Below are 20,783 nucleotides of genomic sequence, written 5' to 3' on the forward strand. Positions count from 1 at the left end.
TGTGTACGACCTATTGACACTGTCTGGCAAGGGCTTGGCCCAAGTAAAGTGATCCCAGTCAGCACGGAGAGCGCCATGATCACCGGTTACATCACCCATCCCGACTGCAACCTCCACCATATGGGGCCGGAACACCCGGAGAGCCCCCTGCGGCTCGAGGCAATCCGCGCCCGCCTCTCCCTGTCGGGCACCCTGCAGCAGACCATGCAGTCGGAGGCGCGGCCGGCCACCGAGGAGGAGCTCGCCCTGGTCCACCCCGTGCGCCACCTGCGTGCCCTGGACAAGTGTGTGCCGGAGCAAGGGATCGTCACCCTGGACAGTGACACCATGATGAACCCCGACAGCCTCAAGGCGGCGCGTGTCGCTGCCGGGGCGGTGATCCGTGGCGTCGACCAGGTATTTCGCCACCAGGCCGACAACGTCTTCTGCGCGGTGCGCCCTCCTGGCCATCACGCCGAAGCCACCGATGCCATGGGCTTCTGCTTCTATAACAATGTCGCGGTGGGTGCCGCCCACGCGCGCAAGAAGTACGGCGCACGGCGCATCGCCATCCTCGATTTCGATGTCCACCAGTGCAACGGCACCATCGACATCTTCAAGGACGACCCCGAGGTGCTGGTCTGCACCAGTTTCCAGTTTCCGTTCTATCCCTGGCGTTACCTGCGCAGCGAATGGCAGAACGTGGTCAACACCCCGCTCTCCGCCGGCACCGACAGCGCCGCCTTCCGCAAGGCCATCGAGGATGACTGGCTGCCAGCCCTGCATCGTTTCAAGCCCGAACTGGTGCTGCTCTCCTCGGGCTTCGACGCCCACCGCGAGGACGAGATGGCCGAGCTCAACCTGGAGGACGAGGACTTCCACTGGGTGACCCATATGGCGCTGGAGATCGCCGAGCTCTATGCCGATGGACGGCTGGTGTCGGTACTCGAGGGTGGCTATCACCTGGAGTCGCTGGGTCGTTGCGTGGATGCCCACGTCAAGGCGTTGCTGGGGCTGCCCTTCGACGACGCTGTTTCCGACAGCTAGGAAACCGGCGGCGCTGCCTGCGCCGGGAATAGCCGTCCCCCGGTGGCGCTGTGGTAAGCTCTGGAAAACCTGTTTCCAATAGTGAATCCCGCTCCATGACTGCTACCAATGATCAGGATGCCGCCCTGCGCATCGCCTCCGGTCGCAAGCCCTTCGTCGAGCCGCTGCGCCTCGGCGAGCGCCTGCGCGAGATACGCCTGGCCAACCAGTGGACCCTGGAAGACGTCAGTCAGCGCACTGGTTTGGCACGCTCCACCCTGTCAAAGATCGAGAATGACCAGATCTCGCCGACGTTCACTGCGGTCCAGAAGCTGATCGGCGGGCTGGGCATCGACCTTCCCCAGCTGCTCTCCCCGCCTCGCCAGCAGGCGCGCACCACGGGGCGTCGTGTCCTGACCCCGCGTGGCCAGGGGGAACTGCACCCGACGCCGACCTACGAGCACGAACTGCTCAGTTGCGAGTTGGCCCAGAAGCGCATGATCCCCTTCAAGACCATCGTGCGGGCACGCCACTTCGAGGAGTTCAGCGAGTGGGTCCGTCACGACGGCGAGGAGTTCCTGATGGTGCTGGAGGGCGAGATCCTGCTGTATACCGAGTTCTACGAGCCGCTGCGTATGGCGAGCGGAGACAGCATCTACTTCGACAGTGCCATGGGCCATGCCCTGGTCTCGGTCAGCGATGCCGATGCCGTGGTGCTGTCGGTGTGTACCCGCGGTGACGTCGCCTGATCAGACTTTCTCGTGGCGCCGGTCGCCGGGTCGCCTGGCCGGAATGGCGTCCAGCTCGAGGCGCCGGTGGGCATGGATTGCCTGGAAGTGACGCCCCTTGGCCCGGGCCACCAGCATGACCCCGAACCGCTCCGCCAGCTCCACTCCCTTCTGGGTCACCCCGGAGCGCGACACCAGCACCCCGATGCCCATCTGGGCCACCTTGATGACCATCTCCGAGGTCAACCGGCCGGTGGTGTAGAAGATATCCGCCCCGGCGGTATCGCTCTCGCCCAGCCACTGGCGTCCCGCCAGGGTATCCACGGCGTTGTGGCGGCCAACGTCCTCCACGAAGTCGAGTACCGTGTCCTGCCGGCACAGCGCACAGCCGTGCACCGCGCCGGCGCTGCGGTAGGTCTCGTTGTGGGCACCCAGGTTCTCGAGCAGGGCATAGAGCACCGACTGGCGCACCGGGGCATCCGGCAGGGAGTGCTCGGGGACAGCATCCAGGATGCGACCGAACACCGTGCCCTGGCCACAGCCGGTGGTGACCGTACGATGCCCCAGGCGTTCGTCGAGATCCTCGGGAAGGTGCCGGGTGACCACCGCGGCGGCCTCCACCTCCCAGTCGACATGCACCGCTTCCAGGTCTTCGCGACGCCCCAGCAACCCCTGGTTGCGCAGATAGCCCACCACCAGTGCCTCGGGGTCCGCCCCCAGGGTCATCAGTGTGACGATCTCGCGCTTGTTGAGATAGAGGGTCAACGGCCGCTCGGCGGCGATCGCCTGACGACGCGGATCGCCATACTCGTCGAGGACCTCGATCTCCAGGGTGGCAGGCAGGCGGGCACGGCTGAGACTGATCGGTGACATCCGGTGCGGGCTCCTGAAAGACGTTGATGGCACATGATGGCATTGACGATACTGAAAGTCTTTAATGCACTCACCCATGGCCGAGAGTCCTTCGATGACAGCCTTAACCAACCACCGCAGCGTGAGTCTCGCGCTGGGTGAAGAAACCACCCGTATCAAGGGATTCGTCTCGCGGCGTCACTTTATCCGCGAGTTGACGCCCGGGGATGCAGGGCCCTGGACACTGACCCTGCAGCTTACCCTGACCGAGCGCGCCGCCTACCGCTTCAACCTGACTTCCGCTACCCCTCGATTGTTCGTCCGCTGCGGCGACGCCGGCGGCTCCCCCACTCCCTCGGCGATCAGCGCCAGTCAGGATGTCGCCGCCAGCTGGATGGACGGCGAGCAGCAGGTGCTGGACGTGGCGATGCCAGTAGCGATCCAGGCCTGGCTCGAGGCCTACCTGGCCCGCCATGGCGAGGCGCCCGAAGAGGGACGCAAGAAGAAACGCAAGGGCGCCGGGCGCGCCCGGGAGATGACGCCATGAGTCGCTTCGAACGCTGGTCTCGCCGCAAGCTGGGGGAAGAGGTACCGGACGAGCCCGACCGGGAGCCTGTAGCACGCACCTCCGAGCATACCCTGGATGAGTCCGCCGGTGAGACGTCGCAGGACATGGCAGTCGAGCCCGAGGGACTGGCGCCCGGCAGCCTCGACCACACCCTGCCCGATCCCGACGACCTGCCGGCCGGGTCTGACTTCACCGCCTACCTCAAGGAAGGCGTCAGCGGCCAGCTGCGCCGGCGCGCCCTGCGTCGCCTGTGGACCTCAGGCAACTACGGGGTCCGCGATGGGCTCGATGACTACGACGAGAACTATCGCGAGGTGCTAAAGCCGCTGGCCCGGGATGTGGCGGAGCAACTGCGGCGCTGGACCCGTCCCAGCGAGGAGGCCCCCGAGGCGACGGAGGGCGCGGAGAGCGAGCTGCTCGCTGAGGCGACACGGCCGGCCGAGGAGCAGCGTGACGAGAGCCATGATGACGGCGCTCAGGCCACCCCGCGACACGAGACCGACGCAAAGAATCGATTAGACGAAGAGGCAATTGGCGGCGATAATAAATTTAGTTAATGCTGATTTTTCAATGTTCACCAATAACGACAACAAGCACGACACCACTACCGTGAGGCTGCATGACATCACCCATTGACGCCGTGACCGTGGACGACGCTGCCAACCGCAGCGCCCGCGAGGCGGCTCGGCAGCGCGTTTCCTGGCCGGTCAACCTGACCCCCGCCAGCGTCACCTACGAGAGCGCCGGTCACGCCCTGCTCCTGGGCGACGAGGTCAGCGTCCGCCAGGCCGCTCAACGCCTGCAGGGGCAAGGGCTTTCCGCCATCGCCCTGCTGATCACCGAGCCAGCCGCCGCCGATACCGGCCTCGACGACGCGCAGGTCGAGGCCCTGCTGGAGAGCACCCGACGCCTGCCCTGCCGGACCCTGTCGCCCACGCAACGCAGCCAGTTGCGTATCGAGGGCTACCTGGGGCGGTTCAGCGTTGGCCTCCACGGCCCGGATGAGCGGCTCGACCTGACGCTGCCGCTGTTCGGTCGTCAGCATGCCGACCTGATCCTCGACCTGGGTCGCTCACCGGCCCTGGAACTGGAACTGCCACCCCCCGGGTATCGTCACCTCGCCTGGGGAGACGCGGAGTGCGATACGGCCCTGGACGAGTTCGCCGAGCTGGTCGGCGAGTTCGACAAGCCGCGCTACTTCCAGATCAACGCCGACCTCTGCGCCCACTCCGCCTCGGGCAATGTCGGCTGTACCCGCTGCCTCGAGGTCTGTCCCGCGGACGCCATATCCAGCCACAAGGGTCGCATCGAGTCGCGTATCGAGATCGACCCCTACCTCTGCCAGGGTGTGGGCAGCTGCTCCAGCGCCTGCCCCACCGGCGCCATCCAGTTCCGCCTGCCGGAACCGGCGCGTCAGCAGGAGGCCCTGGCCAGCTGGCTGGACGCCTATCGCCAGGCCGGCGGCAGCCTACCGGTGATGCGCTTCGTCGAGGCCGGCGACCTGGAGGTCGAGGAAGAGCCGGCCGGCTGTGTGCTCGACGTCCCGCTGGAGGAACTGGGCAACGCCGGCCACGACCAGTGGCTCACCGCGCTGGCCGCCGGGGCCGCCGAGGTGCGTATCCAGGTTCATCCCGAGCTGCCACCCACGCTGTCCACCTTCATCGATGACCAGATCGCCCAGGCCCAGGCGCTGCTGGCGGCGCTGGGTCACGAGCCAGGCCGCATCAAGCGCATCCAGCGCGGCGATGGTGCCGCCCGTGATGCCCTGCCGGAGTACCTGCCGCTCAGCGATGAACCTCTCGAACTATCCGCGCAGCCCAAGCGGGAGCGCTTCGAGGAGGTACTGGCACGCCTGACGGCACTCGGCCAGGCCGACGGGCAGCGTCACCCCATGCCTCGCGGGGCGGCCTACGGGGGGCTGGAGGTCGACCGCGACGCCTGCACGCTCTGCTTCGCCTGTGTCAGCAACTGTCCCACTCCGGCCCTGGCCAGCGGTGACGAGACCCCGCTGCTTAGCTATCGCGAAGCCGATTGCGTGCAGTGCGGCCTGTGCGTGGAGGCGTGCCCCGAGGATGCCATTCGCCTTGTGCCCGGCTTCCTGGCCGATGCGAGCCGTACCCAGCGCCAGGCTCGTCACGAGGAGCCGCCCTTCTGCTGCATTCGCTGTGGCAAGCCCTTCGCCAGCGCAAGCACCATCGCCACCATCAAGGCGAAACTGGCCGAACACCCCTACTTCGCCGGCGACGCCGCGTCGCGACTGGAGATGTGTGAGGACTGTCGCGTCAAGGATGTGTACCAGGGCATGGTCCGCGACCCCGAATCCCAACTGAAGGTGTGACGCGATGAGCCAGGAGATGGATCAGGACATGCTGGCCACGGAGGCAGCGCCGGATGAGCAGGAGGCGCTGCGCGCTGACCTTTACCGCCTGCTGGCACGCCTGATACGCGAACCCGTCGATGACGAGCTGCTCGCCTGGCTCGCCAGACTCGAGCTCGAGGGTGATGTCGAGGAGAACCGGGACCCCGTCGCTTCAGCACTGGCGGGGCTCTCCCATGCCGCCGGAGGCGCCACCCCGAGCGAGCTCGAGCGCGCCCATTTCCGCCATCTGGTGGGTGTGGTCCAGGGCGAGATCACCCCCTACGCCTCCTGGTACCGCAACGGCGAGCTGATGGACCAGGCGCTGGTGGCACTGCGCGAGGACCTGCGTCGACTCGGCTTCATGCGCAGTGAGTCCAGCCACGAACCCGAGGATCACCTGGCCGCGCTGTTCGAGATCATGGCCATGCTGATCGAGGACCGCTCGGCGGAGACCGCCACTTTCTTCATGTCGCACCTCGCACCATGGACTGAGCGTTGTCTGGGCGATCTGGCCCGAGTCGACACGGCCTTCTATGCTCGAACAGGAGAGCTCGGGCAGGCCTTCATCGCCCGGGAGCGCAGCCAGCTGGCCGCAGAGACGGAGCGCTCCCCGGTCAGGATCATCGAGCCCTGACCCGACAGGCATCAACAGAACAAGGCCGACCGACGGCCACAACAAGAATGACGAGAAAATGAGAGAGGAGAACACCATGCGCACGACAAGCAATCCGGAGCGCCGGCGCTTCCTGAAGACCCTGGGAGCCGGCACCGCCGCGGCGGGTGCCGCTGCCGCCGTGGGCCATGTGACACTGGTCCAGGCCGACACCGCGGAGAAGGCTGCCCCCGAGAAGGCCGACAGCAACTACCACGAAACCCCCCATATCCGGGCCTACTACGCCACCCTGCGTGATTGACGGCCGCCAGCGAGGAGAGAGATGTCATGCGTCTGACTCGTAAGACACAGTCCCAGCGGCCCCAGGGCCTGGGCATTTCACGTCGCCAGTTCCTCAAGCGGAGCGGGGCGACCACCGGTGGCCTGGCCGCTGCCGGTTTCATGGGCACGCCGATGATGCGCCGCGCCGAAGCCGCCGAGAAGACCGCGTTCTCCGACGCCCCGGTGGAGACCAAGCGCACCGTCTGCTCACACTGCTCGGTGGGCTGCGGCGTCTATGCCGAGGTCCAGGAAGGGGTCTGGACCAAGCAGGAGCCGGCCTTCGATCACCCGATCAACCGAGGCGCCCACTGTGCCAAGGGCGCCTCGCTGCGTCAGCACGGCCACTCGAGCCGGCGCCTCAAGTACCCCATGAAGCTGGTGGGTGGGGAATGGCAGCGCATGAGCTGGGGGGACGCCATCGAGGAGATCGGCGACAAGGTGCTCCAGCTCACCGAGCAGCATGGCCCCGACAGCATCTACTGGCTGGGCTCGGCGAAGTTCAGCAATGAGCAGGCCTATCTGCTGCGCAAGTTCGCCGCCCTGGCCGGCACCAACAACACCGACCACCAGGCGCGTATCTGCCACTCCACCACCGTGGCCGGGGTGGCCAACACCTGGGGCTACGGGGCGATGACCAACTCGCTCAACGACCTCCAGAACAGCAAGTCGATCATGTTCATCGGCTCCAACCCCAGCGAGGCGCATCCGGTCGCCATGCAGCATATCCTGCTGGCCAAGGAGCGCAGCAACGCCGAGATCATCGTCGTCGACCCGCGCTTCACGCGTACCGCCGCCAAGGCCAACAGCTATGTGCGCATCCGCCCCGGCTCCGACGTGGCCTTCATCTGGGGCCTGCTGTGGCACATCTTCGAGAACGGCTGGGAGGATCGCGAGTATATCGACCAGCGCGTCTACGCCCTGGACGAGGTGCGCGAGGAGGTCGCCAACTTCCCGCCCGATGAGGTCGAGCGCATCACCGGTGTGCCCGAGGCGCAGATGTACGACACCGCCCGCCGCCTGGCAGAGAACCGCCCGGGCTGCATCGTGTGGTGCATGGGCGGCACTCAGCACACCACCGGCAACAACAACACCCGTGCCTACTGCATCCTCGAGCTGGCACTGGGCAACATCGGCAAGTCCGGTGGCGGCGCCAACATCTTCCGCGGCCACGACAACGTCCAGGGCGCCACCGACCTGGGCCTGATGTCCCACTCCCTGCCCGGCTACTACGGTCTGGCCGAAGGCGCCTGGAAGCACTGGGCACGGGTCTGGGATCTCGACTACGAGTGGCTGAAGGGCCGCTTCGACCAGACCGAGTACTCGGACGGCCAGCCGATGTACACCAATGGCATCACGGTGTCGCGCTGGGTCGACGGGGTACTCGAGGACGACGAGAACATCACCCAGCGCACGCAGCTCAAGGCGATGTTCTACTGGGGCCATGCGGTCAACTCCCAGACCCGCGGCCCCGAGATGCAGAAGGCCATGCAGCAGCTGGAGATGATGGTCATCGTCGACCCCTACCCCACCGTGGCAGGCGTCATGCATGGCCGCCAGGACGGTGTCTACCTGCTGCCGGCGGCGACCCAGTTCGAGACCACCGGCAGTGTCACCGCCACCAACCGCTCCATCCAGTGGCGCGACAAGGTGATCGACCCGCTGTTCGAGTCCAAACCCGACCACGAGATCATGTACCTGCTCTCGCGCAAGCTGGGCTTCGCCGACCAGCTGTTCAAGAACATCGAGGTCAAAGGCACCGAGCCGGTGATCGAGGACATCACCCGCGAGTTCAACGCCGGCATGTGGACCGTGGGCTACACCGGCCAGAGCCCGGAGCGTCTCAAGGCGCACCAGCAGAACTGGCACACCTTCAGCTTCCGCGACCTCAAGGCCGAGGGCGGTCCCGCAGACGGTGACTACTACGGCCTGCCCTGGCCCTGCTGGGGCAACGCCGAGATGGGCCACCCCGGCACCCCGATCCTCTACGACACCAGCAAGAAGGTCTCCGAGGGTGGCCTCACCTTCCGCGCCCGCTTCGGCATCGAGCACAACGGCCAGAACATCCTCTCAGATGGCTCCTTCAGCGCGGGTTCCGAGCTCGAGGATGGCTATCCCGAGTTCACCGCCGAGATGCTCAAGGACCTGGGCTGGTGGGATGATCTCACCGCGGAGGAGCAGGCTGAGGCCGAGGGCAAGAACTGGAAGACCGACCTCTCCGGCGGCATCCAGCGGGTGGCCATCGCCCACGAGTGTGCGCCCTTCGGCAACGCCAAGGCACGCTGCAACGTCTGGACCTTCCCCGACCCCATCCCCAAGCATCGCGAGCCGCTGTACACCAGCCGCCGCGACCTGGTCGAGGACTACCCGACCTGGGACGACGTCGCCTCCCACTACCGCCTGCCGACGCTCTACAAGAGCATCCAGGAGCAGGATGTGACCGGGGACTACCCGATCATCCTGACCTCTGGACGCCTGGTGGAGTACGAGGGCGGTGGCGAGGAGACCCGCTCCATGTCCTGGCTCGCCGAACTGCAGCAGGAGATGTTCGTCGAGATCAATCCGGCGCTGGCCAACGACCTGGGTATCGGCGAGGGCGATGACGTCTGGGTCGAGGGTGCCGAGGGCGGCCGCGTGCGGGTCAAGGCACTGGTGACCAACCGCGTCGCCCGCGAGGTGGTGTTCATGCCCTTCCACTTCGGCGGCATGTTCCAGGGCGAGAGCCTGCACGACGTCTATCCGGAGGGCTCGGCACCCTATGTGCTGGGCGAGGCGGCCAATACCGCCACCACCTACGGCTACGACAGCGTGACCCAGATGCAGGAAACCAAGTGCACCCTGTGCCGCATCGAGCGCGCCTGACGCCTGACGAAACACGCGGGGTGGGCCGGGCCCGCCCCGCGACGAGGAGACTACCATGGCCCAGATGAAATTCATGTGCGACGCGGAGCGCTGCATCGAGTGCAACGGCTGCGTCACCGCCTGCAAGAACGCCAACGAGACCGACTGGGGCATCCAGCGCCGCCGGGTCGTCACACTCAACGACGGTGAACCCGAGGAAGTATCGATCTCGGTCGCCTGCATGCACTGCGACGACGCACCGTGCATGGCGGTCTGTCCCACCGACTGCTTCTACAAGACCGATGACGGCATCGTGCTCCACGACAAGGACCTCTGCATCGGCTGCGGCTACTGCCTCTACGCCTGCCCCTTCGGCGCCCCGCAGTTCCCCCAGCAGAACGCCTTCGGCGAGCGCGGCAAGATGGACAAGTGTACCTTCTGCGCCGGTGGTCCGGCGGAGACCAAGGAGGAGGAGTACCAGAAGTACGGCGCTAACCGCATCGCCGAGGGCAAGCTGCCGCTGTGCGCCGAGATGTGCTCTACCAAGGCGCTGCTCGCCGGCGACGCCCAGGAAGTCGCCGACATCTTCCGCCAACGTGTCGTCCAGCGCGGCCACAAGGATGGCGGCTGGTCCGGCAACCAGCGCCGCGAGCAGGAGCGCACCCGGGTGGGTCAGCCGGACGTTTCGGCAGCGGACTCTCTCGCTTACGATGCGGCCCGCCAGGGCTGAGGAGGTGATCTCATGAGCCACTCCATCCAATGGCGGTCGCTATGGCGACTGCCGCTGCTGGCCCTGGTGCTGGTGGTTGGCCTGGCGCTGACCCAGGGCGCCCAGGCGCAGTCGGACCCCCAGGGCGAAGCGGCCACCGCCGTACCCGCCCTGGACGCCGACACCTGGCGCCAGGTTCGCAGCGGCGAGGTCGATGCCAACTATCGCGACAGCCGCTTCGACTCCAACTACAATCTGGTCAATGCCAGCGGCGAGACCTGGCGCCAGTGGCGCAACCGCTGGGTGTCACCCTACGGGCTGATCGTCATCGGCGGCATGCTGGCGATGATCGTGCTCTTCTACCTGATCGCGGGCCGCAAGAAGCTGGATGAGCCTCGCACGGGCAGGAAACTGCTGCGCTGGAGCGCCGTGTCGCGCTCACTGCACTGGAGCGTGGCCACGCTGTTCATCCTGCTCGCCCTGTCGGGGCTCACCCTCCTCTACGGCAAGCACGTGTTCTACCCGCTGTTCGGCGCCGGCGCCTGGGGCGCCATGGTGTCGGCCTCCAAGCTGGTGCACAACTACCTGGGGCCGCTCTTCGGCATCCTGCTGCTGATCCTGCTGGCCAAGCTGCTGGTGCACAACCTGCCGAAGAAACACGACATCGACTGGTTCCGCAAGGGGGGCGGCCTGGTGGGCAAGGAGCATCCCGATGCAGGCTTCGCCAATGCCGGTGAGAAGGTCTGGTACTGGCTGCTGGCCACCGCCGGGGTGGTGGTCATCATCAGCGGCCTGGTCCTGGACTTCCCCAACTATGGCCAGGCGCGTGACACCATGCAGTGGGCCAACCTGGTGCATGGTATCGGCGCACTGGGTCTCACCGCCGTGGCGCTCGGCCATATCTACATCGGCACCCTGGGCACCGAGGGCTCCCTCGAGGGCATGGCCACTGGCTATGTCGACGAGACCTGGGCCAAGGAGCACCATAACCTGTGGTATGAAGAGGTGAAGGAGAGCGCCGTGCCCGAAGAGCAGCTCGCCACCGGCAGCAAGGAAGCGACAGGAGGCTCCTCGCCGCAGAGTTCCACCTAGCGTGATGGATCAAGCCACCTTCGACACCGCCTTCGGGCGGTGTCTTTTGTTATTCTGGATGCCTACTACCGGATGGAGTGATCCCCATGCAACACCTGGACGAATCAACCCGCACCGAACTCGAGGCGGCCGCCTTCCGCCGCCTGCTGCGTCATCTGGACGAGCACAAGGAGGTGCAGAACATCGACCTGATGATCCTCGCCGACTTTTGCCGCAACTGCCTCTCCAAGTGGCTGGTGACCGCCGCCGAGGAGCGCGGCGCCGAGCTCGACTACGACATGGCCCGCGAGTATGTCTACGGCATGCCCTACGCCGAGTGGAAGGAGAAGTACCAGCAGGAGGCCACGCCGGAGCAGCAGGCCGCCTTCGAGGCACGCCACGCCCCCAAGAAGCCCAACCCGGAGTCGGTACAGAATGGCTGAGTCGATGATCCCCCTCTCCATCGCCGTGCTGACGATCTCCGATACCCGCACCGAGGAGACCGACCGCAGCGGCCAGGCACTGGTCGAGCGCCTGACCACGGCCGGCCACCGCCTGGCGGAGAAGCGCATCGTCCCCGACGACGTCTACCGCATACGTGCCGTGGTCTCGGCGTGGATCGCCGACCCCGAGATACAGGTGGTACTCACCACCGGTGGCACCGGCTTCACCGGGCGTGACTCCACGCCGGAGGCGGTATCGGTGCTGCTCGACAAGCGGATCGAGGGCTTCGGGGAGCTGTTCCGCCAGCTCAGCTGGCAGGAGATCGGCAGCTCCACCGTGCAGAGCCGCTGCCTGGGCGGGCTGGCGAACGCCACGGTGCTGTTCTGCCTGCCAGGTTCTACCGGTGCCTGTCGTACCGCCTGGGATGGCATCCTCGCCGAACAGCTCGACAGCCGACACAAGCCGTGTAATTTCGCCAATCTGGTGATTCCCGAACGAGGCCAGCATGGCTGACATGACGATCAATCGGCACAAACCATGCAACTTTCTATACATTCAGGCCAACCCGGTGATCCCGGAGCGAGGCCAGCATGGATAACGAACTCAAGCCGGTCGCTGCGGCGCTGGAGGCACTGCTGCAGGGTGTCGCCATGCTGGACAGCGAGAGGGTGCCGTGTGACGAGGCAGCCGGTCGCGTGCTGGCCGAGGCTGTCATGGCGAGGCTCGACGTGCCCTCCTTCGACAACAGCGCCATGGATGGCTATGCCTTGCACCATCGGGACGCGGGACGCAGCCTGCCGATCCGCCAGCGTATCGCCGCTGGGAGCCCGGTCCAGCCCCTGGAACCGGGCAGTTGCGCCAGGATCTTCACCGGCGGCGAGATACCGCCGGGCGCCGACTGCGTGGTGATGCAGGAGCGCGTCGAGATTTCGGGTGACACCGCCCTTATCCCGGCGGATGTCACGGCAGGTGACAGCATCCGTCGCCGTGGGCGGGACGTCGCCTGCGGCAACACGCTCCTCGAGGCCGGACGACGGCTGGAGGCCGCCGCCCTGGGGCATCTCGCCGGCCAGGGCATCACCGAGGTCGAGGTGCGGCGTCGGCCGCGGGTCGCCCTGCTCTCCACCGGCGACGAGATCGTCGACCCCGGCCAGCCGCTGGGTCCGGGCCAGCTCTACAACTCCAACCGCCCCATGCTCCGCCGCCTGCTGGAGCGCTTCGGGGCCTCTCTGGTAATGACGGCGTCGATACCCGATGACCCTGCCACTACCCGGGAGGTGCTGGCCGAGGCCGCCAGCCAGGCGGATATCGTGGTGACCACTGGCGGCGTCAGCGTCGGCGAGGAGGACCACGTCAAGGCGGCCGTGGAGTCCCTCGGGCAGCTGGATCTGTGGCGACTGGCGATCCGCCCGGGCAAGCCGCTGGCCTTGGGCAGGATCCCACGGGGAGACGGTGAGACACGCTTCGTGGGGCTGCCGGGCAACCCGGTATCGAGCTTCGTGGGTGCCTGGCTGTTCCTGAGGCCACTGGTCGGCAGCATGCTGGGCTGCTCGGCGCTGGTCTCGCTGCCCGAGATCCCGGCGCTCAGCAGCTTCTCGACCCGCACCGGCCCGCGGGCCCACTACATGCGGGTAGCGCTGCGGTTCGACGAGCAGGGACCACATGCCGAGACCTTCGCCGACCAGAATTCGGCGGTGCTCTCCTCGTGCATTGAGGCCGATGCCCTGGCCGTGATTCCCCCGCAGACCACGATCTCGCCGGGCGATCGCGTGACCTGCCTGTGGCTCAGGAGTGACGCCTAGGCGAGTCGGGAGTCACCTCCAGCGCCTCGCGCACCGCAGGCCAGAGGCGCTGGAAATCATCACGCAGGAGCGGGTACTCGGCTTCCAGCCAGGGCACCAGTTCCATCAGCCGGTTGGGGCCGGAGAGTCGCTGGCCGATGCCGGCGATGGCACGGCAGGTAAAGGCGAAGTCGGCATAGCGTCTCAGCCAGTCCTGCTCCACCAGCAACGGCATCATCGGTGCCAGGCGTGCCGGCGCCGCGCGGCGGGCGAGAAGCCGATAGCTGCGCTTGACGAGGGGCGAATCCCCTTCCGCCACCCCTGGTTCCAGGGCCACGAAGTGATCCCAGACCAGGTCCAGGGCGATGCCCACGAAGCGTCTGCCCGAGCGCGGTGAGCGCGCGAGGATCTCGCGCGTCACCCCATGGCAGTCCACGAAGGCATCGACGCGACGGTGATGACGAATCCCGCGGGCGACCTCGGCGGACCAGCCGTCGAGATCAGGTCCCTTCACCCCGTCGGCGATCAGGTTGCCGTAGAGGAAGTCATCGCCGCCGCCGCGGGCCAGCCAGGCATGGGCCAGGAAGTTCATCAGATTTTGCGCGGGATACCCGGTACTTTCAGTGCCGGGAGGGATAGTGCGTCGCCCGCAGGGCGATCTGTTACGCTACCGCCTGCCCCGCTCCTCCCTTGGGTTGAATGGATGAGGTGAGGTGGTAGCCGTAGCCATCACCCCGTTGGATCAGCAAACAGTGCTTGTGCGAGATCCCTTGCACCGCTCCCTGCTCGGTCTGAATGTTGAAGCTGCCGGTTTTCCGGACAGCGACACGGCCCGTATGGATGCCGGCCTTCTTGCCGGTGGGCACAACGGCTTTCACCATGTCGCCGGTCTGAAAGCCGCGAACCTGCTTCTGCCGCATTAGATAGCCACGCGGGAAGCCGTGCCGGTTCAGTCGGGTGCGTTGATAGCTGCCGCGCCCGGCTGCCTTGATGACCAGCGTAGGGCGGTTCTCGCCATGCAGCCGGCCGAATGGACCGACGCAGGCGGCGTCGAGGGCATGGGTCTTGGGAATGCCGAGGCGCTGGCGGTTGTACTTGGTGCGCCCGCCGCTACCTGCTGTCACCGGCAGACCGGTGGCCTTGAGGGCAACGAACAGCACCCAACGGGTCGCATTGACGGCGCTGGCGTCCCCCAGCGGGCGCTTGAGCTCACGTTGCACGCGCTCCAGTCGAGCACCCGCCGACTGGCTGTTGGCCTTGAGTCGCTTCTTGAGCCCCTTGTCGGTGGTAAAGAAGGCGTCCAGCGTGCCGTTGCCTTTCCCCTGGTTGCAGGCGTGGCAGGCCAGCGTCAGGTTGCTGACGCGGTTCGAGCCGCCGTGAGCGCGAGGCACCACATGCTCGACCTCCAGTGGGGTGTCGGTATCACCACAGTAGGCGCACTCGCGACCCCACTTTTCCAGCAGGTATTCGCGCACCTCGTAGCCGAGCAGCGAGCCCTGCTGGTACTCGACACCGCTGATCTCCGGGTTCTCCAGCTTCTGCGTATCGAAGCGCACCAACTCCTGACTGATGGCAGTGACCGGCGCCAGACGAGTCAGCCGGTTCACCCAAGCCGTGACGGTATCGACACGGTACTGCAGGCTGGGAGCCAGCCAGCCCTTGGGTCGGGTGCGGTTGTTGATGCGTGGCGCCCGGTAGCGCAGGTTCTGGCTACGACGACGGCGACGAAAGGCTCGGCGCTGCGCCAGCACCTTGCGAATCTGAAAGCCACGATGGACAAGATCGAACAGGCACAGCACGTGACGATCCTCAGCATCCTTGCGCACCAGCGCCAGCCCGGTGGTCTTGCTGCCGGGGTCGATGCCGAGTCGCAGCGGCTGGGTGTCGCCACCTACCCGACCCTTGAGCCGGATCGTGAACGGGTAGCGCTTATGCACCACCGCCCGACCCCGCGCCAGCAGCAGCCGGGCGCGTTTCTCGCTGCACGGCATCAAGGGCTGCTTCTATTTATCCAATACGAAAACCGCGATGCGATTGTCTCCCTATCAATGCCCTTACGGGCCTGGTGTCGCGGGCCTGTCGGCCCGTCTCCCCTCGGGAATGTCGATAACCGGCTCCTGCGTTTCCGCCGCGATCAGAACCTTCGGCGTTTTACCTTGCGCCCGAGGCGGCGTACCGCAGCATGATTCTGATCTTCCAGAGCGCCAGACTGAGGAAGCATCTGGCGGTGGGTCTTGGCGACCTGTTATCAACGTAGCGGGTTGGTTACCGCTCTCCCTGGTCAGCCGGACTTGCTTTCACAAGCCTCTCCCGCAGGGAGAGGTAGCTGACGGCATGCTCACAGGCAGTTGGTGGGCTTGGGCAGCCCCGCTAGCCGCGCGCCGACCTTGGCGGGGCTGCCCGGAAACAGCTTCATCAGGTGCATGGAGCGTCCCTTGTCGGGTCCGAGTGCCTGGCCGACAGCCTTCACCAGCGGCCGCATTGCCGGCGCCTGTTCGAAGCGTGCATAGAAGTCACGCAGCACGCGAATGACCTCCCAGTGCTCCTCGCTCAGCACGATGCCCTCCTCCTCGGCCAGCTGTTCGGCGACCTCCGGTGACCAGTCTTCCATGTTGACGAGGAAGCCTTCGGGATCGAGCGGGATAGTTTGTTTCGCATAAGATAGATAACGGTATATTTCTGTGCTTGCCATCAGTACCAGCTCACCGTGCGCTCACACTCCTCGGTCAGGGCCACGAAGCCCGCGATGTCGACGACCCGTACCGCTTCGTCGCAAAGCGCGAGCAGTCCGCGTGACGCGAGGTCCTCATGCAGGGCGTAGACACGCCCGGTCACGCTCTCGAACCGGCCCTGGTGGGCCGGCAAGGCGCCGATAACCGCGTCCTCGATCAGCAGCAGCCTGTCCTCCGGCCCCATCGCGGCCAGCACCTGGTCGAGGACAGGGGACCGCGGAGAGTGATTCAGGGTATGCAGCAACATGGCGTGTCTCATCAGAAGTTCAGTACCAGGGCATGGTCTGCCAGCAGGCCGGGGATCTCGGCATCGGCCACGCGCCTCACCGGCAGCATCAGCTGCTCACTGGTCAGGCCAAGCTCCTCCATCCCGCGCTCCTCCACCAGCAGGCTGTCGATATCGTACATCTCCAGCATGGCCAGGGTCGCGGCGGTGCCCTTCTGCCCCAGGGGTCCCGCCTGCTGGCCCTCGAGCAGCGCCGTGATGCCCTCTCCCATGAACAGCAGCGTCACCCGGCGATCGAAGGCCGCGGCGACCAGAGCAACATCCAGCCCTTCCTTCAGCCAGCTCGACCCATGGGGGGCATGGCGCAGGATCACCAGCAGGTCGGCCTGGGGCATCTCGTCTTGCATGGCAAGTTTCTCCTCAAGGGCCGAAGGTGATCAGGCGGTCGCAGCGCAGGCCGAGATCGACCAGCTGGCCCAGCCCCGTCAATTCGAAGGGGGGCTCGACGCTGAAGCCCTGCTTGCCGTGGCGCGCGGCTTCCTTCTCGTCGAGCAGGCCACGCCTCAAGGCAGCGGCGATACAGACCTGCAGCGGCACAGCGTGCTCACGACCCAATTCGGCCCAGGCATCGACCAGGTGGGGCTCATCCTGAGGCGGAGCGGCCAACCTGGCGGCGTTATGCACGCCGTCATGGTAGAAGAACACTCCATCGACGACATGCCCCCCGGCCAACAGCGCGCGGGTGAAGCGCAACGCCGAGTGGGCCGCCTGGCTGGTATAGGGGGCATCGAGCAGAAGGATGGCGTAGCGCATCCATGGGTCTCCTGAAAACAGGCTGGCCCCGCCGAGGCGGGGCCAGCCATTTCTTCATGGCCTGTCGAACGCGACGTCAGTCGTTGCTCATGATCCCCAGCAGGGACAGCAGGCTGACGAAGAGGTTGTAGATCGACACGTAGAGCGTAATGGTGGCCAGGATATAGTTGGTCTCGCCGGCGCGGTGAACGATCTCGCTGGTCTGGTAGAGGATCGCCGCGGAGGAGAACAGCACGAAGCCGGCGGAAACCATCAGCATCAGGGCGGGGATCTGGAAGATCAGCCCGGCCAGCATGGCCAGGACCAGCACGATGGCGCCTGCCATCATGAAGTTACCCAGGAAGCTGAAGTCCTTCTTGGTCACCAGCGCCACGGCGGAAAGGCCGATGAAGGTCAGACCGGTCATGGCCAGGGCGTTCATCACCAGGGCGGCGCCGTTGGGCAGTGCCAGGTAGGCATTGAGAATCGGACCGAGGGTGAAGCCCATGAAGCCGGTGAAGGCGAAGGTGGTGAGCAGCCCCATGGCGGAGTGAGCGGTCTTATGGACCAGGAACATCAGTCCGTAGGCGCCGATGAAGAACACGAAGATGTTCATGCGCTCGATGCCCATGGTCATGGCGGCACCAGCGGTCACGGCGGAGAAGAGCAGCGTCATGGCCAGCAGCCCGTAGGTATTGCGCAGCACCTTGTTGGTGCTGGACACCCGGGTCTGGGTCTCCTGGCGGGTCATCTGTGACTCTTGATAGGCCATTGATCCTGTGCTCCCTGTCGTCAATTGATCTTGCCAGTGGACTAGCATGCCGTCTGGAAGTTCCGCACGCAAGAGTCTGAGCCGTCGGCACTCAACGCTGTTTCTGCTGTGCGGCATCCTTCAGAAGCGCCCTGGCGACCCGTGCAGCCGTACTGCAGACGTCGTTGCCCGCGGCCTCGAGCTCGCCCTGATCCAGCCAGACCAGCTCGGTGGCATCGCTGGCGGCACCCTCCACGCCGCCCTGCCACTCCATGCGCAGGACGATGATCACGTAGTGGGCTCGCAGGTTGCCGTCGATCTCATGGTCGAACACATCGATTGCCGTGAAGACCTCGCCGGCACGCGCTCGCAACCCTGTCTCCTCGAGCAGTTCACGTTCGGCGGCGGCCTGCAGGGTCTCCCCGGGCTCTACCTTGCCGCCCGGCAGGGCCAGCCGCCCGGCATTGGGCGCATGGGCGCGGCGCACCATCAGGATACGGCCGTTCCACAGCAGTGCAGTGGAAACAGCCGTAACGGGTCTAGACAGGACATGAGAGGCTTCAGAATTCGGCATGATCGACTCGGACGACAGTGATGCCCCTACTCTGTGAGTTCTCGGCGACGCCCGCAAGGGATCAGCCGGTTCTGATGAATTTCTCCAGCATCCCAATGTCGAAGGCAGAACATCCACATAAGGACGCAACAGGCCATCCTGCAGGATGGTAATCCGTTTTCAGTGATATAGGAGCAGACCATGCAAGACATCAGACGTCTTGAGGTTGGCATGACCACAGACATCGGCACTGACCAGGTGAAGGAGCCTGAAGTGGGCAGGGAGTATATCCGGGGACTGGATTCCAATAGCTGGCTCCTGTTCACCGAAGACCCAGCCGAGGACCGCCCAGTCGTTGTTCGCATTGATAGTATCGACGGCGATGTGTGCCACTGCACGGTCACTCGCAAGCCGCACCGATAACAGCCTTAAGGATCCCTGGTAGGCGCACAACGAAAAAAGCGCCCGTAGGCGCTTGATTCGTAAGACATAATGGCGGAGGGACAGGGATTCGAACCCTGGGTGCCCGCGAAGGCACGCCGGTTTTCAAGACCGGTGCATTCAACCGCTCTGCCATCCCTCCGGCTTACGGCGGAGAATATTACCAGCTTTCGCGCCTCGGTCAAGAGCCAAATGCGATCAAGACCTTAGCTGCCATTAGTAGAGCCGCAGGCCGACCCGGGTCACGCGGTTGCCCTCCATCTCGCTGACCACCCAGTGAATGCCATGCCAGTCGACGTCGTCGCCCACCACCGGGTGGCCACCGACGCGCAACGACACGAAGTCACTCAGGCTCATGTCCCGCTCGCCGGGACTCAGGGTCAGCCCGTAGGCATCGGCAATCTCCTGCATCCTGGCGTCACCGTCGAAGGTGAAGGTACCGAAGAAGGCACGCTCCTGCTTGAGCTTGGCCTCGCCATTGAACAGCCGGTTCAGCGCCGGCAGGTCCTCGCTGCGGCCGATCACGCACAGCACATCGCCCAGCTGCAGCCGGGTACTGCCCTTGGGGTGCAGCATGGCATGTTCACGAAACAGCGCCGAGATCAGGGCGCCGGAGGGGAAGCGCAGCAGCCGGATGGGGGTATCGGCGATATCCTCGTTATCGACTCGATAGACGAACATCTCGTAGTCGTTCTCGGGCAGGATCCCCAGGGGGCCGCGATGGTTGGGGGTCACCGTGCTGGGCATCAGCACACGGGTCCAGCGTGCCATCAGCGACAGTGTCCCGCCCTGCACCAGCAGCGACAGCAGCACGACCGCGAAGGCTATATTGAAATACAACGAGGCCCCTTCCACCCCGCTGATGACGGGGAAGATGGCCAGCACGATGGGCACCGCACCGCGCAGCCCCACCCAGGAGATGAAGCCGATCTCGCGCCAGCGGAACTTGAAGAACGGCTTGAGCGAGATGACCACGGCTATCGGGCGGGCCACGAAGATCAGCATCAGACCAACCAGCGTCGCCGGCAGCGCATACTGCAGCAGGTCCGAGGGCGATACCAGCAGGCCGAGCATCAGGAACAGTCCGATCTGGCTCAGCCAGGCCAGGCCGTCGTGCACCGGCAGGATGAAATTGAGATGGCGGCCCTTCTGGTTGCCGATCATCAGCCCGGCCAGGTAGATCGCCAGGAAGCCGCTGCCGCCGAGGAAGCTGGTCAGACCGAAGATGCAGAAGCCCAGTGACAGGGCGAGCAGCGAGTAGAGCCCGGGCGCCAAATCCACCCAACGCAACAGTCGCGCGCTCAACCAGCCGGCCCCCAGCCCGATCAGCAGGCCCAGGCCGAACTGCTCGACAAGCAGCAGCCCGGTCTCCAGGGGACCCTCTATCTGGCCAACCAGTATCTCGGCCAGGACCATGGTCAGGAAGATCGCCATGGGATCGTTGGTCCCGGACTCGATCTCGAGTGTCGCCCCGACGCGCTCGTTGAGGTTCAGTCCGCGGCCGCTGAGCATCGAGAACACCGCCGCGGCATCCGTGGAGCCGACGATGGCGCCTACCAGCAGTCCCTGGATCAGGGTGAGCTCGAAGACCCACATGGCGAAGAGGCCGACCAGCCCGCTGGTGATGAATACCCCCAGGGTGGCCAGCGTCAGGGCCGGCCTGAAACCCACGCGAAAGGTCTTCAGACGGGTGCGAAGCCCGCCGTCGAGAAGGATCATCGCAAGGGCCAGATGGCTGATGATGAACGCCAGCGGGTAATTGTCGAACCGGATACCCAGCAACCCGTCCTCACCCGCCAGCATCCCCAGGCCGAGGAAGATCAGCAGCAGGGGAAGCCCTATCAGGCTGGAGAGTCGACTGCCCAGCACGCTCAAGGCGATCAGCAGCCCGGTGAAGAAGAACAGGGTATTGATGACGTCCATGGCATCCTCTCGATGGCAGAAGTGTCATTATCGCATGCGCCCCGTGACCGCGCGATGCCGATGGCGGGCCACTGGC

Annotated in this window: 24 protein-coding genes and 1 tRNA gene; 14 read left to right on the forward strand and 11 right to left on the reverse strand. The window is 65.6% G+C overall.

From position 1 onward, the window contains the following. Positions 1 to 75 precede the first annotated feature (75 nt). Both ACJ7IV_RS07995 and ACJ7IV_RS08000 read left to right on the forward strand, forming a co-directional pair. Entirely contained in the window at positions 76 to 1,026 is a 951-nt protein-coding gene (locus tag ACJ7IV_RS07995) for a histone deacetylase family protein (protein WP_483866519.1), read from the forward strand. A gap of 95 nt (positions 1,027 to 1,121) precedes the next feature. After that, positions 1,122 to 1,754: a helix-turn-helix domain-containing protein gene (locus ACJ7IV_RS08000; protein WP_483866520.1), complete on the forward strand. Its 633-nt coding sequence runs from the start codon at positions 1,122 to 1,124 to the stop codon at positions 1,752 to 1,754. On the opposite strand, the gene ACJ7IV_RS08005 is transcribed toward ACJ7IV_RS08000, so the two are convergent. After that, on the reverse strand, positions 1,755 to 2,606 hold the full coding sequence (locus ACJ7IV_RS08005; protein ID WP_483866521.1) for a formate dehydrogenase accessory sulfurtransferase FdhD: 852 nt from the start codon (positions 2,604 to 2,606) through the stop codon (positions 1,755 to 1,757). A 94-nt stretch (positions 2,607 to 2,700) separates the two neighbouring features. Between ACJ7IV_RS08005 and ACJ7IV_RS08010 the strand changes: the two genes are divergently transcribed. From ACJ7IV_RS08010 to ACJ7IV_RS08060, 11 genes are all read left to right on the forward strand, one after another. Then, positions 2,701 to 3,132 carry a DUF3305 domain-containing protein gene (locus ACJ7IV_RS08010; RefSeq protein WP_483866522.1) on the forward strand — a complete coding sequence of 144 codons (432 nt, stop codon included), beginning with the start codon at positions 2,701 to 2,703 and terminating at the stop codon, positions 3,130 to 3,132. Next, entirely contained in the window at positions 3,129 to 3,710 is a 582-nt protein-coding gene (locus ACJ7IV_RS08015) for a DUF3306 domain-containing protein (RefSeq protein WP_483866523.1), read from the forward strand. Before ACJ7IV_RS08010 ends, ACJ7IV_RS08015 begins: the two co-directional genes overlap by 4 nt. A 62-nt stretch (positions 3,711 to 3,772) precedes the next feature. After that, the gene (locus ACJ7IV_RS08020; protein ID WP_483866524.1) at positions 3,773 to 5,491 is read left to right on the forward strand and encodes a 4Fe-4S binding protein; all 1,719 of its coding nucleotides are present in this window, start codon (positions 3,773 to 3,775) and stop codon (positions 5,489 to 5,491) included. 4 nt (positions 5,492 to 5,495) lie between these two features. After that, the gene (locus ACJ7IV_RS08025) at positions 5,496 to 6,146 is read left to right on the forward strand and encodes a TorD/DmsD family molecular chaperone (RefSeq protein WP_483866525.1); all 651 of its coding nucleotides are present in this window, start codon (positions 5,496 to 5,498) and stop codon (positions 6,144 to 6,146) included. A gap of 76 nt (positions 6,147 to 6,222) precedes the next feature. Next, positions 6,223 to 6,426: a twin-arginine translocation signal domain-containing protein gene (locus ACJ7IV_RS08030; protein WP_161432104.1), complete on the forward strand. Its 204-nt coding sequence runs from the start codon at positions 6,223 to 6,225 to the stop codon at positions 6,424 to 6,426. A 26-nt stretch (positions 6,427 to 6,452) separates the two neighbouring features. Continuing rightward, positions 6,453 to 9,305: a molybdopterin-dependent oxidoreductase gene (locus ACJ7IV_RS08035; protein WP_483866526.1), complete on the forward strand. Its 2,853-nt coding sequence runs from the start codon at positions 6,453 to 6,455 to the stop codon at positions 9,303 to 9,305. A 55-nt stretch (positions 9,306 to 9,360) separates the two neighbouring features. Then, complete coding sequence (gene fdh3B / locus ACJ7IV_RS08040) at positions 9,361 to 10,014, forward strand: formate dehydrogenase FDH3 subunit beta (RefSeq protein WP_483866527.1); 654 nt, start codon at positions 9,361 to 9,363, stop codon at positions 10,012 to 10,014. A 12-nt stretch (positions 10,015 to 10,026) separates the two neighbouring features. Beyond that, positions 10,027 to 11,085 carry a formate dehydrogenase subunit gamma gene (locus ACJ7IV_RS08045; protein ID WP_483866528.1) on the forward strand — a complete coding sequence of 353 codons (1,059 nt, stop codon included), beginning with the start codon at positions 10,027 to 10,029 and terminating at the stop codon, positions 11,083 to 11,085. 86 nt (positions 11,086 to 11,171) lie between these two features. Beyond that, positions 11,172 to 11,507 carry a DUF1244 domain-containing protein gene (locus tag ACJ7IV_RS08050; protein WP_483863940.1) on the forward strand — a complete coding sequence of 112 codons (336 nt, stop codon included), beginning with the start codon at positions 11,172 to 11,174 and terminating at the stop codon, positions 11,505 to 11,507. Next, entirely contained in the window at positions 11,500 to 12,021 is a 522-nt protein-coding gene (moaB, locus tag ACJ7IV_RS08055) for a molybdenum cofactor biosynthesis protein B (protein ID WP_213311472.1), read from the forward strand. The genes ACJ7IV_RS08050 and moaB overlap by 8 nt, the downstream gene beginning before the upstream one ends. A 77-nt stretch (positions 12,022 to 12,098) precedes the next feature. Beyond that, positions 12,099 to 13,310, forward strand: a complete 1,212-nt coding sequence (locus tag ACJ7IV_RS08060) for a molybdopterin molybdotransferase MoeA (RefSeq protein ID WP_483863941.1) — start codon at positions 12,099 to 12,101, stop codon at positions 13,308 to 13,310. On the opposite strand, the gene ACJ7IV_RS08065 is transcribed toward ACJ7IV_RS08060, so the two are convergent. The 8 genes from ACJ7IV_RS08065 to ACJ7IV_RS08100 all read right to left on the reverse strand — a co-directional run bounded on the left by ACJ7IV_RS08065 (position 13,294) and on the right by ACJ7IV_RS08100 (position 18,364). Beyond that, entirely contained in the window at positions 13,294 to 13,881 is a 588-nt protein-coding gene (locus ACJ7IV_RS08065) for an ACP phosphodiesterase (protein ID WP_213311471.1), read from the reverse strand. The two genes, ACJ7IV_RS08060 and ACJ7IV_RS08065, sit on opposite strands and share 17 nt — an antisense overlap. Before the next feature lie 70 nt (positions 13,882 to 13,951). Next, positions 13,952 to 15,280 carry an RNA-guided endonuclease IscB gene (iscB, locus tag ACJ7IV_RS08070; RefSeq protein WP_483863942.1) on the reverse strand — a complete coding sequence of 443 codons (1,329 nt, stop codon included), beginning with the start codon at positions 15,278 to 15,280 and terminating at the stop codon, positions 13,952 to 13,954. Between the two features lie 347 nt (positions 15,281 to 15,627). Beyond that, positions 15,628 to 15,981 (reverse strand): TusE/DsrC/DsvC family sulfur relay protein, encoded by a 354-nt coding sequence (locus tag ACJ7IV_RS08075; RefSeq protein ID WP_483863943.1) that lies wholly within the window; start codon positions 15,979 to 15,981, stop codon positions 15,628 to 15,630. Further along, positions 15,981 to 16,268 carry a sulfurtransferase complex subunit TusB gene (gene tusB, locus ACJ7IV_RS08080; protein ID WP_483863944.1) on the reverse strand — a complete coding sequence of 96 codons (288 nt, stop codon included), beginning with the start codon at positions 16,266 to 16,268 and terminating at the stop codon, positions 15,981 to 15,983. Before tusB ends, ACJ7IV_RS08075 begins: the two co-directional genes overlap by 1 nt. 11 nt (positions 16,269 to 16,279) lie before the next feature. Continuing rightward, positions 16,280 to 16,654, reverse strand: coding sequence for a sulfurtransferase complex subunit TusC (gene tusC / locus ACJ7IV_RS08085; protein ID WP_483863945.1), 375 nt, complete (start codon positions 16,652 to 16,654; stop codon positions 16,280 to 16,282). A gap of 13 nt (positions 16,655 to 16,667) precedes the next feature. Further along, complete coding sequence (gene tusD, locus ACJ7IV_RS08090) at positions 16,668 to 17,060, reverse strand: sulfurtransferase complex subunit TusD (protein WP_213311466.1); 393 nt, start codon at positions 17,058 to 17,060, stop codon at positions 16,668 to 16,670. Positions 17,061 to 17,136: 76 nt separating this feature from the next. Continuing rightward, positions 17,137 to 17,811 (reverse strand): Bax inhibitor-1 family protein, encoded by a 675-nt coding sequence (locus ACJ7IV_RS08095; RefSeq protein WP_213311465.1) that lies wholly within the window; start codon positions 17,809 to 17,811, stop codon positions 17,137 to 17,139. Positions 17,812 to 17,902: 91 nt separating this feature from the next. Beyond that, positions 17,903 to 18,364, reverse strand: a complete 462-nt coding sequence (locus ACJ7IV_RS08100) for an NUDIX hydrolase (protein ID WP_483863946.1) — start codon at positions 18,362 to 18,364, stop codon at positions 17,903 to 17,905. Positions 18,365 to 18,544: 180 nt separating this feature from the next. Here ACJ7IV_RS08100 and ACJ7IV_RS08105 point away from each other — a divergent pair, with 180 nt between their 5' ends. Next, positions 18,545 to 18,766: a hypothetical protein gene (locus ACJ7IV_RS08105; RefSeq protein ID WP_483863947.1), complete on the forward strand. Its 222-nt coding sequence runs from the start codon at positions 18,545 to 18,547 to the stop codon at positions 18,764 to 18,766. 70 nt (positions 18,767 to 18,836) lie between these two features. Here ACJ7IV_RS08105 and ACJ7IV_RS08110 read toward each other — a convergent pair. Both ACJ7IV_RS08110 and ACJ7IV_RS08115 read right to left on the reverse strand, forming a co-directional pair. Next, positions 18,837 to 18,926 (reverse strand) — tRNA-Ser (locus ACJ7IV_RS08110). Positions 18,927 to 19,000: 74 nt separating this feature from the next. Next, positions 19,001 to 20,707, reverse strand: a complete 1,707-nt coding sequence (locus tag ACJ7IV_RS08115; protein WP_213311463.1) for a potassium/proton antiporter — start codon at positions 20,705 to 20,707, stop codon at positions 19,001 to 19,003. Positions 20,708 to 20,783 lie beyond the last annotated feature (76 nt).

Source organism: Halomonas sp. C10-5 (assembly GCF_057169305.1).

Bases quoted from the DNA above. Each gene is read 5' to 3' on its own strand.
- ACJ7IV_RS07995 (WP_483866519.1), top strand. From the start codon at position 76: ATGATCACCGGTTACATCACCCATCCCGACTGCAACCTCCACCATATG.
- ACJ7IV_RS08000 (WP_483866520.1), top strand. From the start codon at position 1,122: ATGACTGCTACCAATGATCAGGATGCCGCCCTGCGCATCGCCTCCGGT.
- ACJ7IV_RS08005 (WP_483866521.1), bottom strand. From the start codon at position 2,606: ATGTCACCGATCAGTCTCAGCCGTGCCCGCCTGCCTGCCACCCTGGAG.
- ACJ7IV_RS08010 (WP_483866522.1), top strand. From the start codon at position 2,701: ATGACAGCCTTAACCAACCACCGCAGCGTGAGTCTCGCGCTGGGTGAA.
- ACJ7IV_RS08015 (WP_483866523.1), top strand. From the start codon at position 3,129: ATGAGTCGCTTCGAACGCTGGTCTCGCCGCAAGCTGGGGGAAGAGGTA.
- ACJ7IV_RS08020 (WP_483866524.1), top strand. From the start codon at position 3,773: ATGACATCACCCATTGACGCCGTGACCGTGGACGACGCTGCCAACCGC.
- ACJ7IV_RS08025 (WP_483866525.1), top strand. From the start codon at position 5,496: ATGAGCCAGGAGATGGATCAGGACATGCTGGCCACGGAGGCAGCGCCG.
- ACJ7IV_RS08030 (WP_161432104.1), top strand. From the start codon at position 6,223: ATGCGCACGACAAGCAATCCGGAGCGCCGGCGCTTCCTGAAGACCCTG.
- ACJ7IV_RS08035 (WP_483866526.1), top strand. From the start codon at position 6,453: ATGCGTCTGACTCGTAAGACACAGTCCCAGCGGCCCCAGGGCCTGGGC.
- fdh3B (WP_483866527.1), top strand. From the start codon at position 9,361: ATGGCCCAGATGAAATTCATGTGCGACGCGGAGCGCTGCATCGAGTGC.
- ACJ7IV_RS08045 (WP_483866528.1), top strand. From the start codon at position 10,027: ATGAGCCACTCCATCCAATGGCGGTCGCTATGGCGACTGCCGCTGCTG.
- ACJ7IV_RS08050 (WP_483863940.1), top strand. From the start codon at position 11,172: ATGCAACACCTGGACGAATCAACCCGCACCGAACTCGAGGCGGCCGCC.
- moaB (WP_213311472.1), top strand. From the start codon at position 11,500: ATGGCTGAGTCGATGATCCCCCTCTCCATCGCCGTGCTGACGATCTCC.
- ACJ7IV_RS08060 (WP_483863941.1), top strand. From the start codon at position 12,099: ATGGATAACGAACTCAAGCCGGTCGCTGCGGCGCTGGAGGCACTGCTG.
- ACJ7IV_RS08065 (WP_213311471.1), bottom strand. From the start codon at position 13,881: ATGAACTTCCTGGCCCATGCCTGGCTGGCCCGCGGCGGCGGCGATGAC.
- iscB (WP_483863942.1), bottom strand. From the start codon at position 15,280: ATGCCGTGCAGCGAGAAACGCGCCCGGCTGCTGCTGGCGCGGGGTCGG.
- ACJ7IV_RS08075 (WP_483863943.1), bottom strand. From the start codon at position 15,981: ATGGCAAGCACAGAAATATACCGTTATCTATCTTATGCGAAACAAACT.
- tusB (WP_483863944.1), bottom strand. From the start codon at position 16,268: ATGTTGCTGCATACCCTGAATCACTCTCCGCGGTCCCCTGTCCTCGAC.
- tusC (WP_483863945.1), bottom strand. From the start codon at position 16,654: ATGCAAGACGAGATGCCCCAGGCCGACCTGCTGGTGATCCTGCGCCAT.
- tusD (WP_213311466.1), bottom strand. From the start codon at position 17,060: ATGCGCTACGCCATCCTTCTGCTCGATGCCCCCTATACCAGCCAGGCG.
- ACJ7IV_RS08095 (WP_213311465.1), bottom strand. From the start codon at position 17,811: ATGGCCTATCAAGAGTCACAGATGACCCGCCAGGAGACCCAGACCCGG.
- ACJ7IV_RS08100 (WP_483863946.1), bottom strand. From the start codon at position 18,364: ATGCCGAATTCTGAAGCCTCTCATGTCCTGTCTAGACCCGTTACGGCT.
- ACJ7IV_RS08105 (WP_483863947.1), top strand. From the start codon at position 18,545: ATGCAAGACATCAGACGTCTTGAGGTTGGCATGACCACAGACATCGGC.
- ACJ7IV_RS08115 (WP_213311463.1), bottom strand. From the start codon at position 20,707: ATGGACGTCATCAATACCCTGTTCTTCTTCACCGGGCTGCTGATCGCC.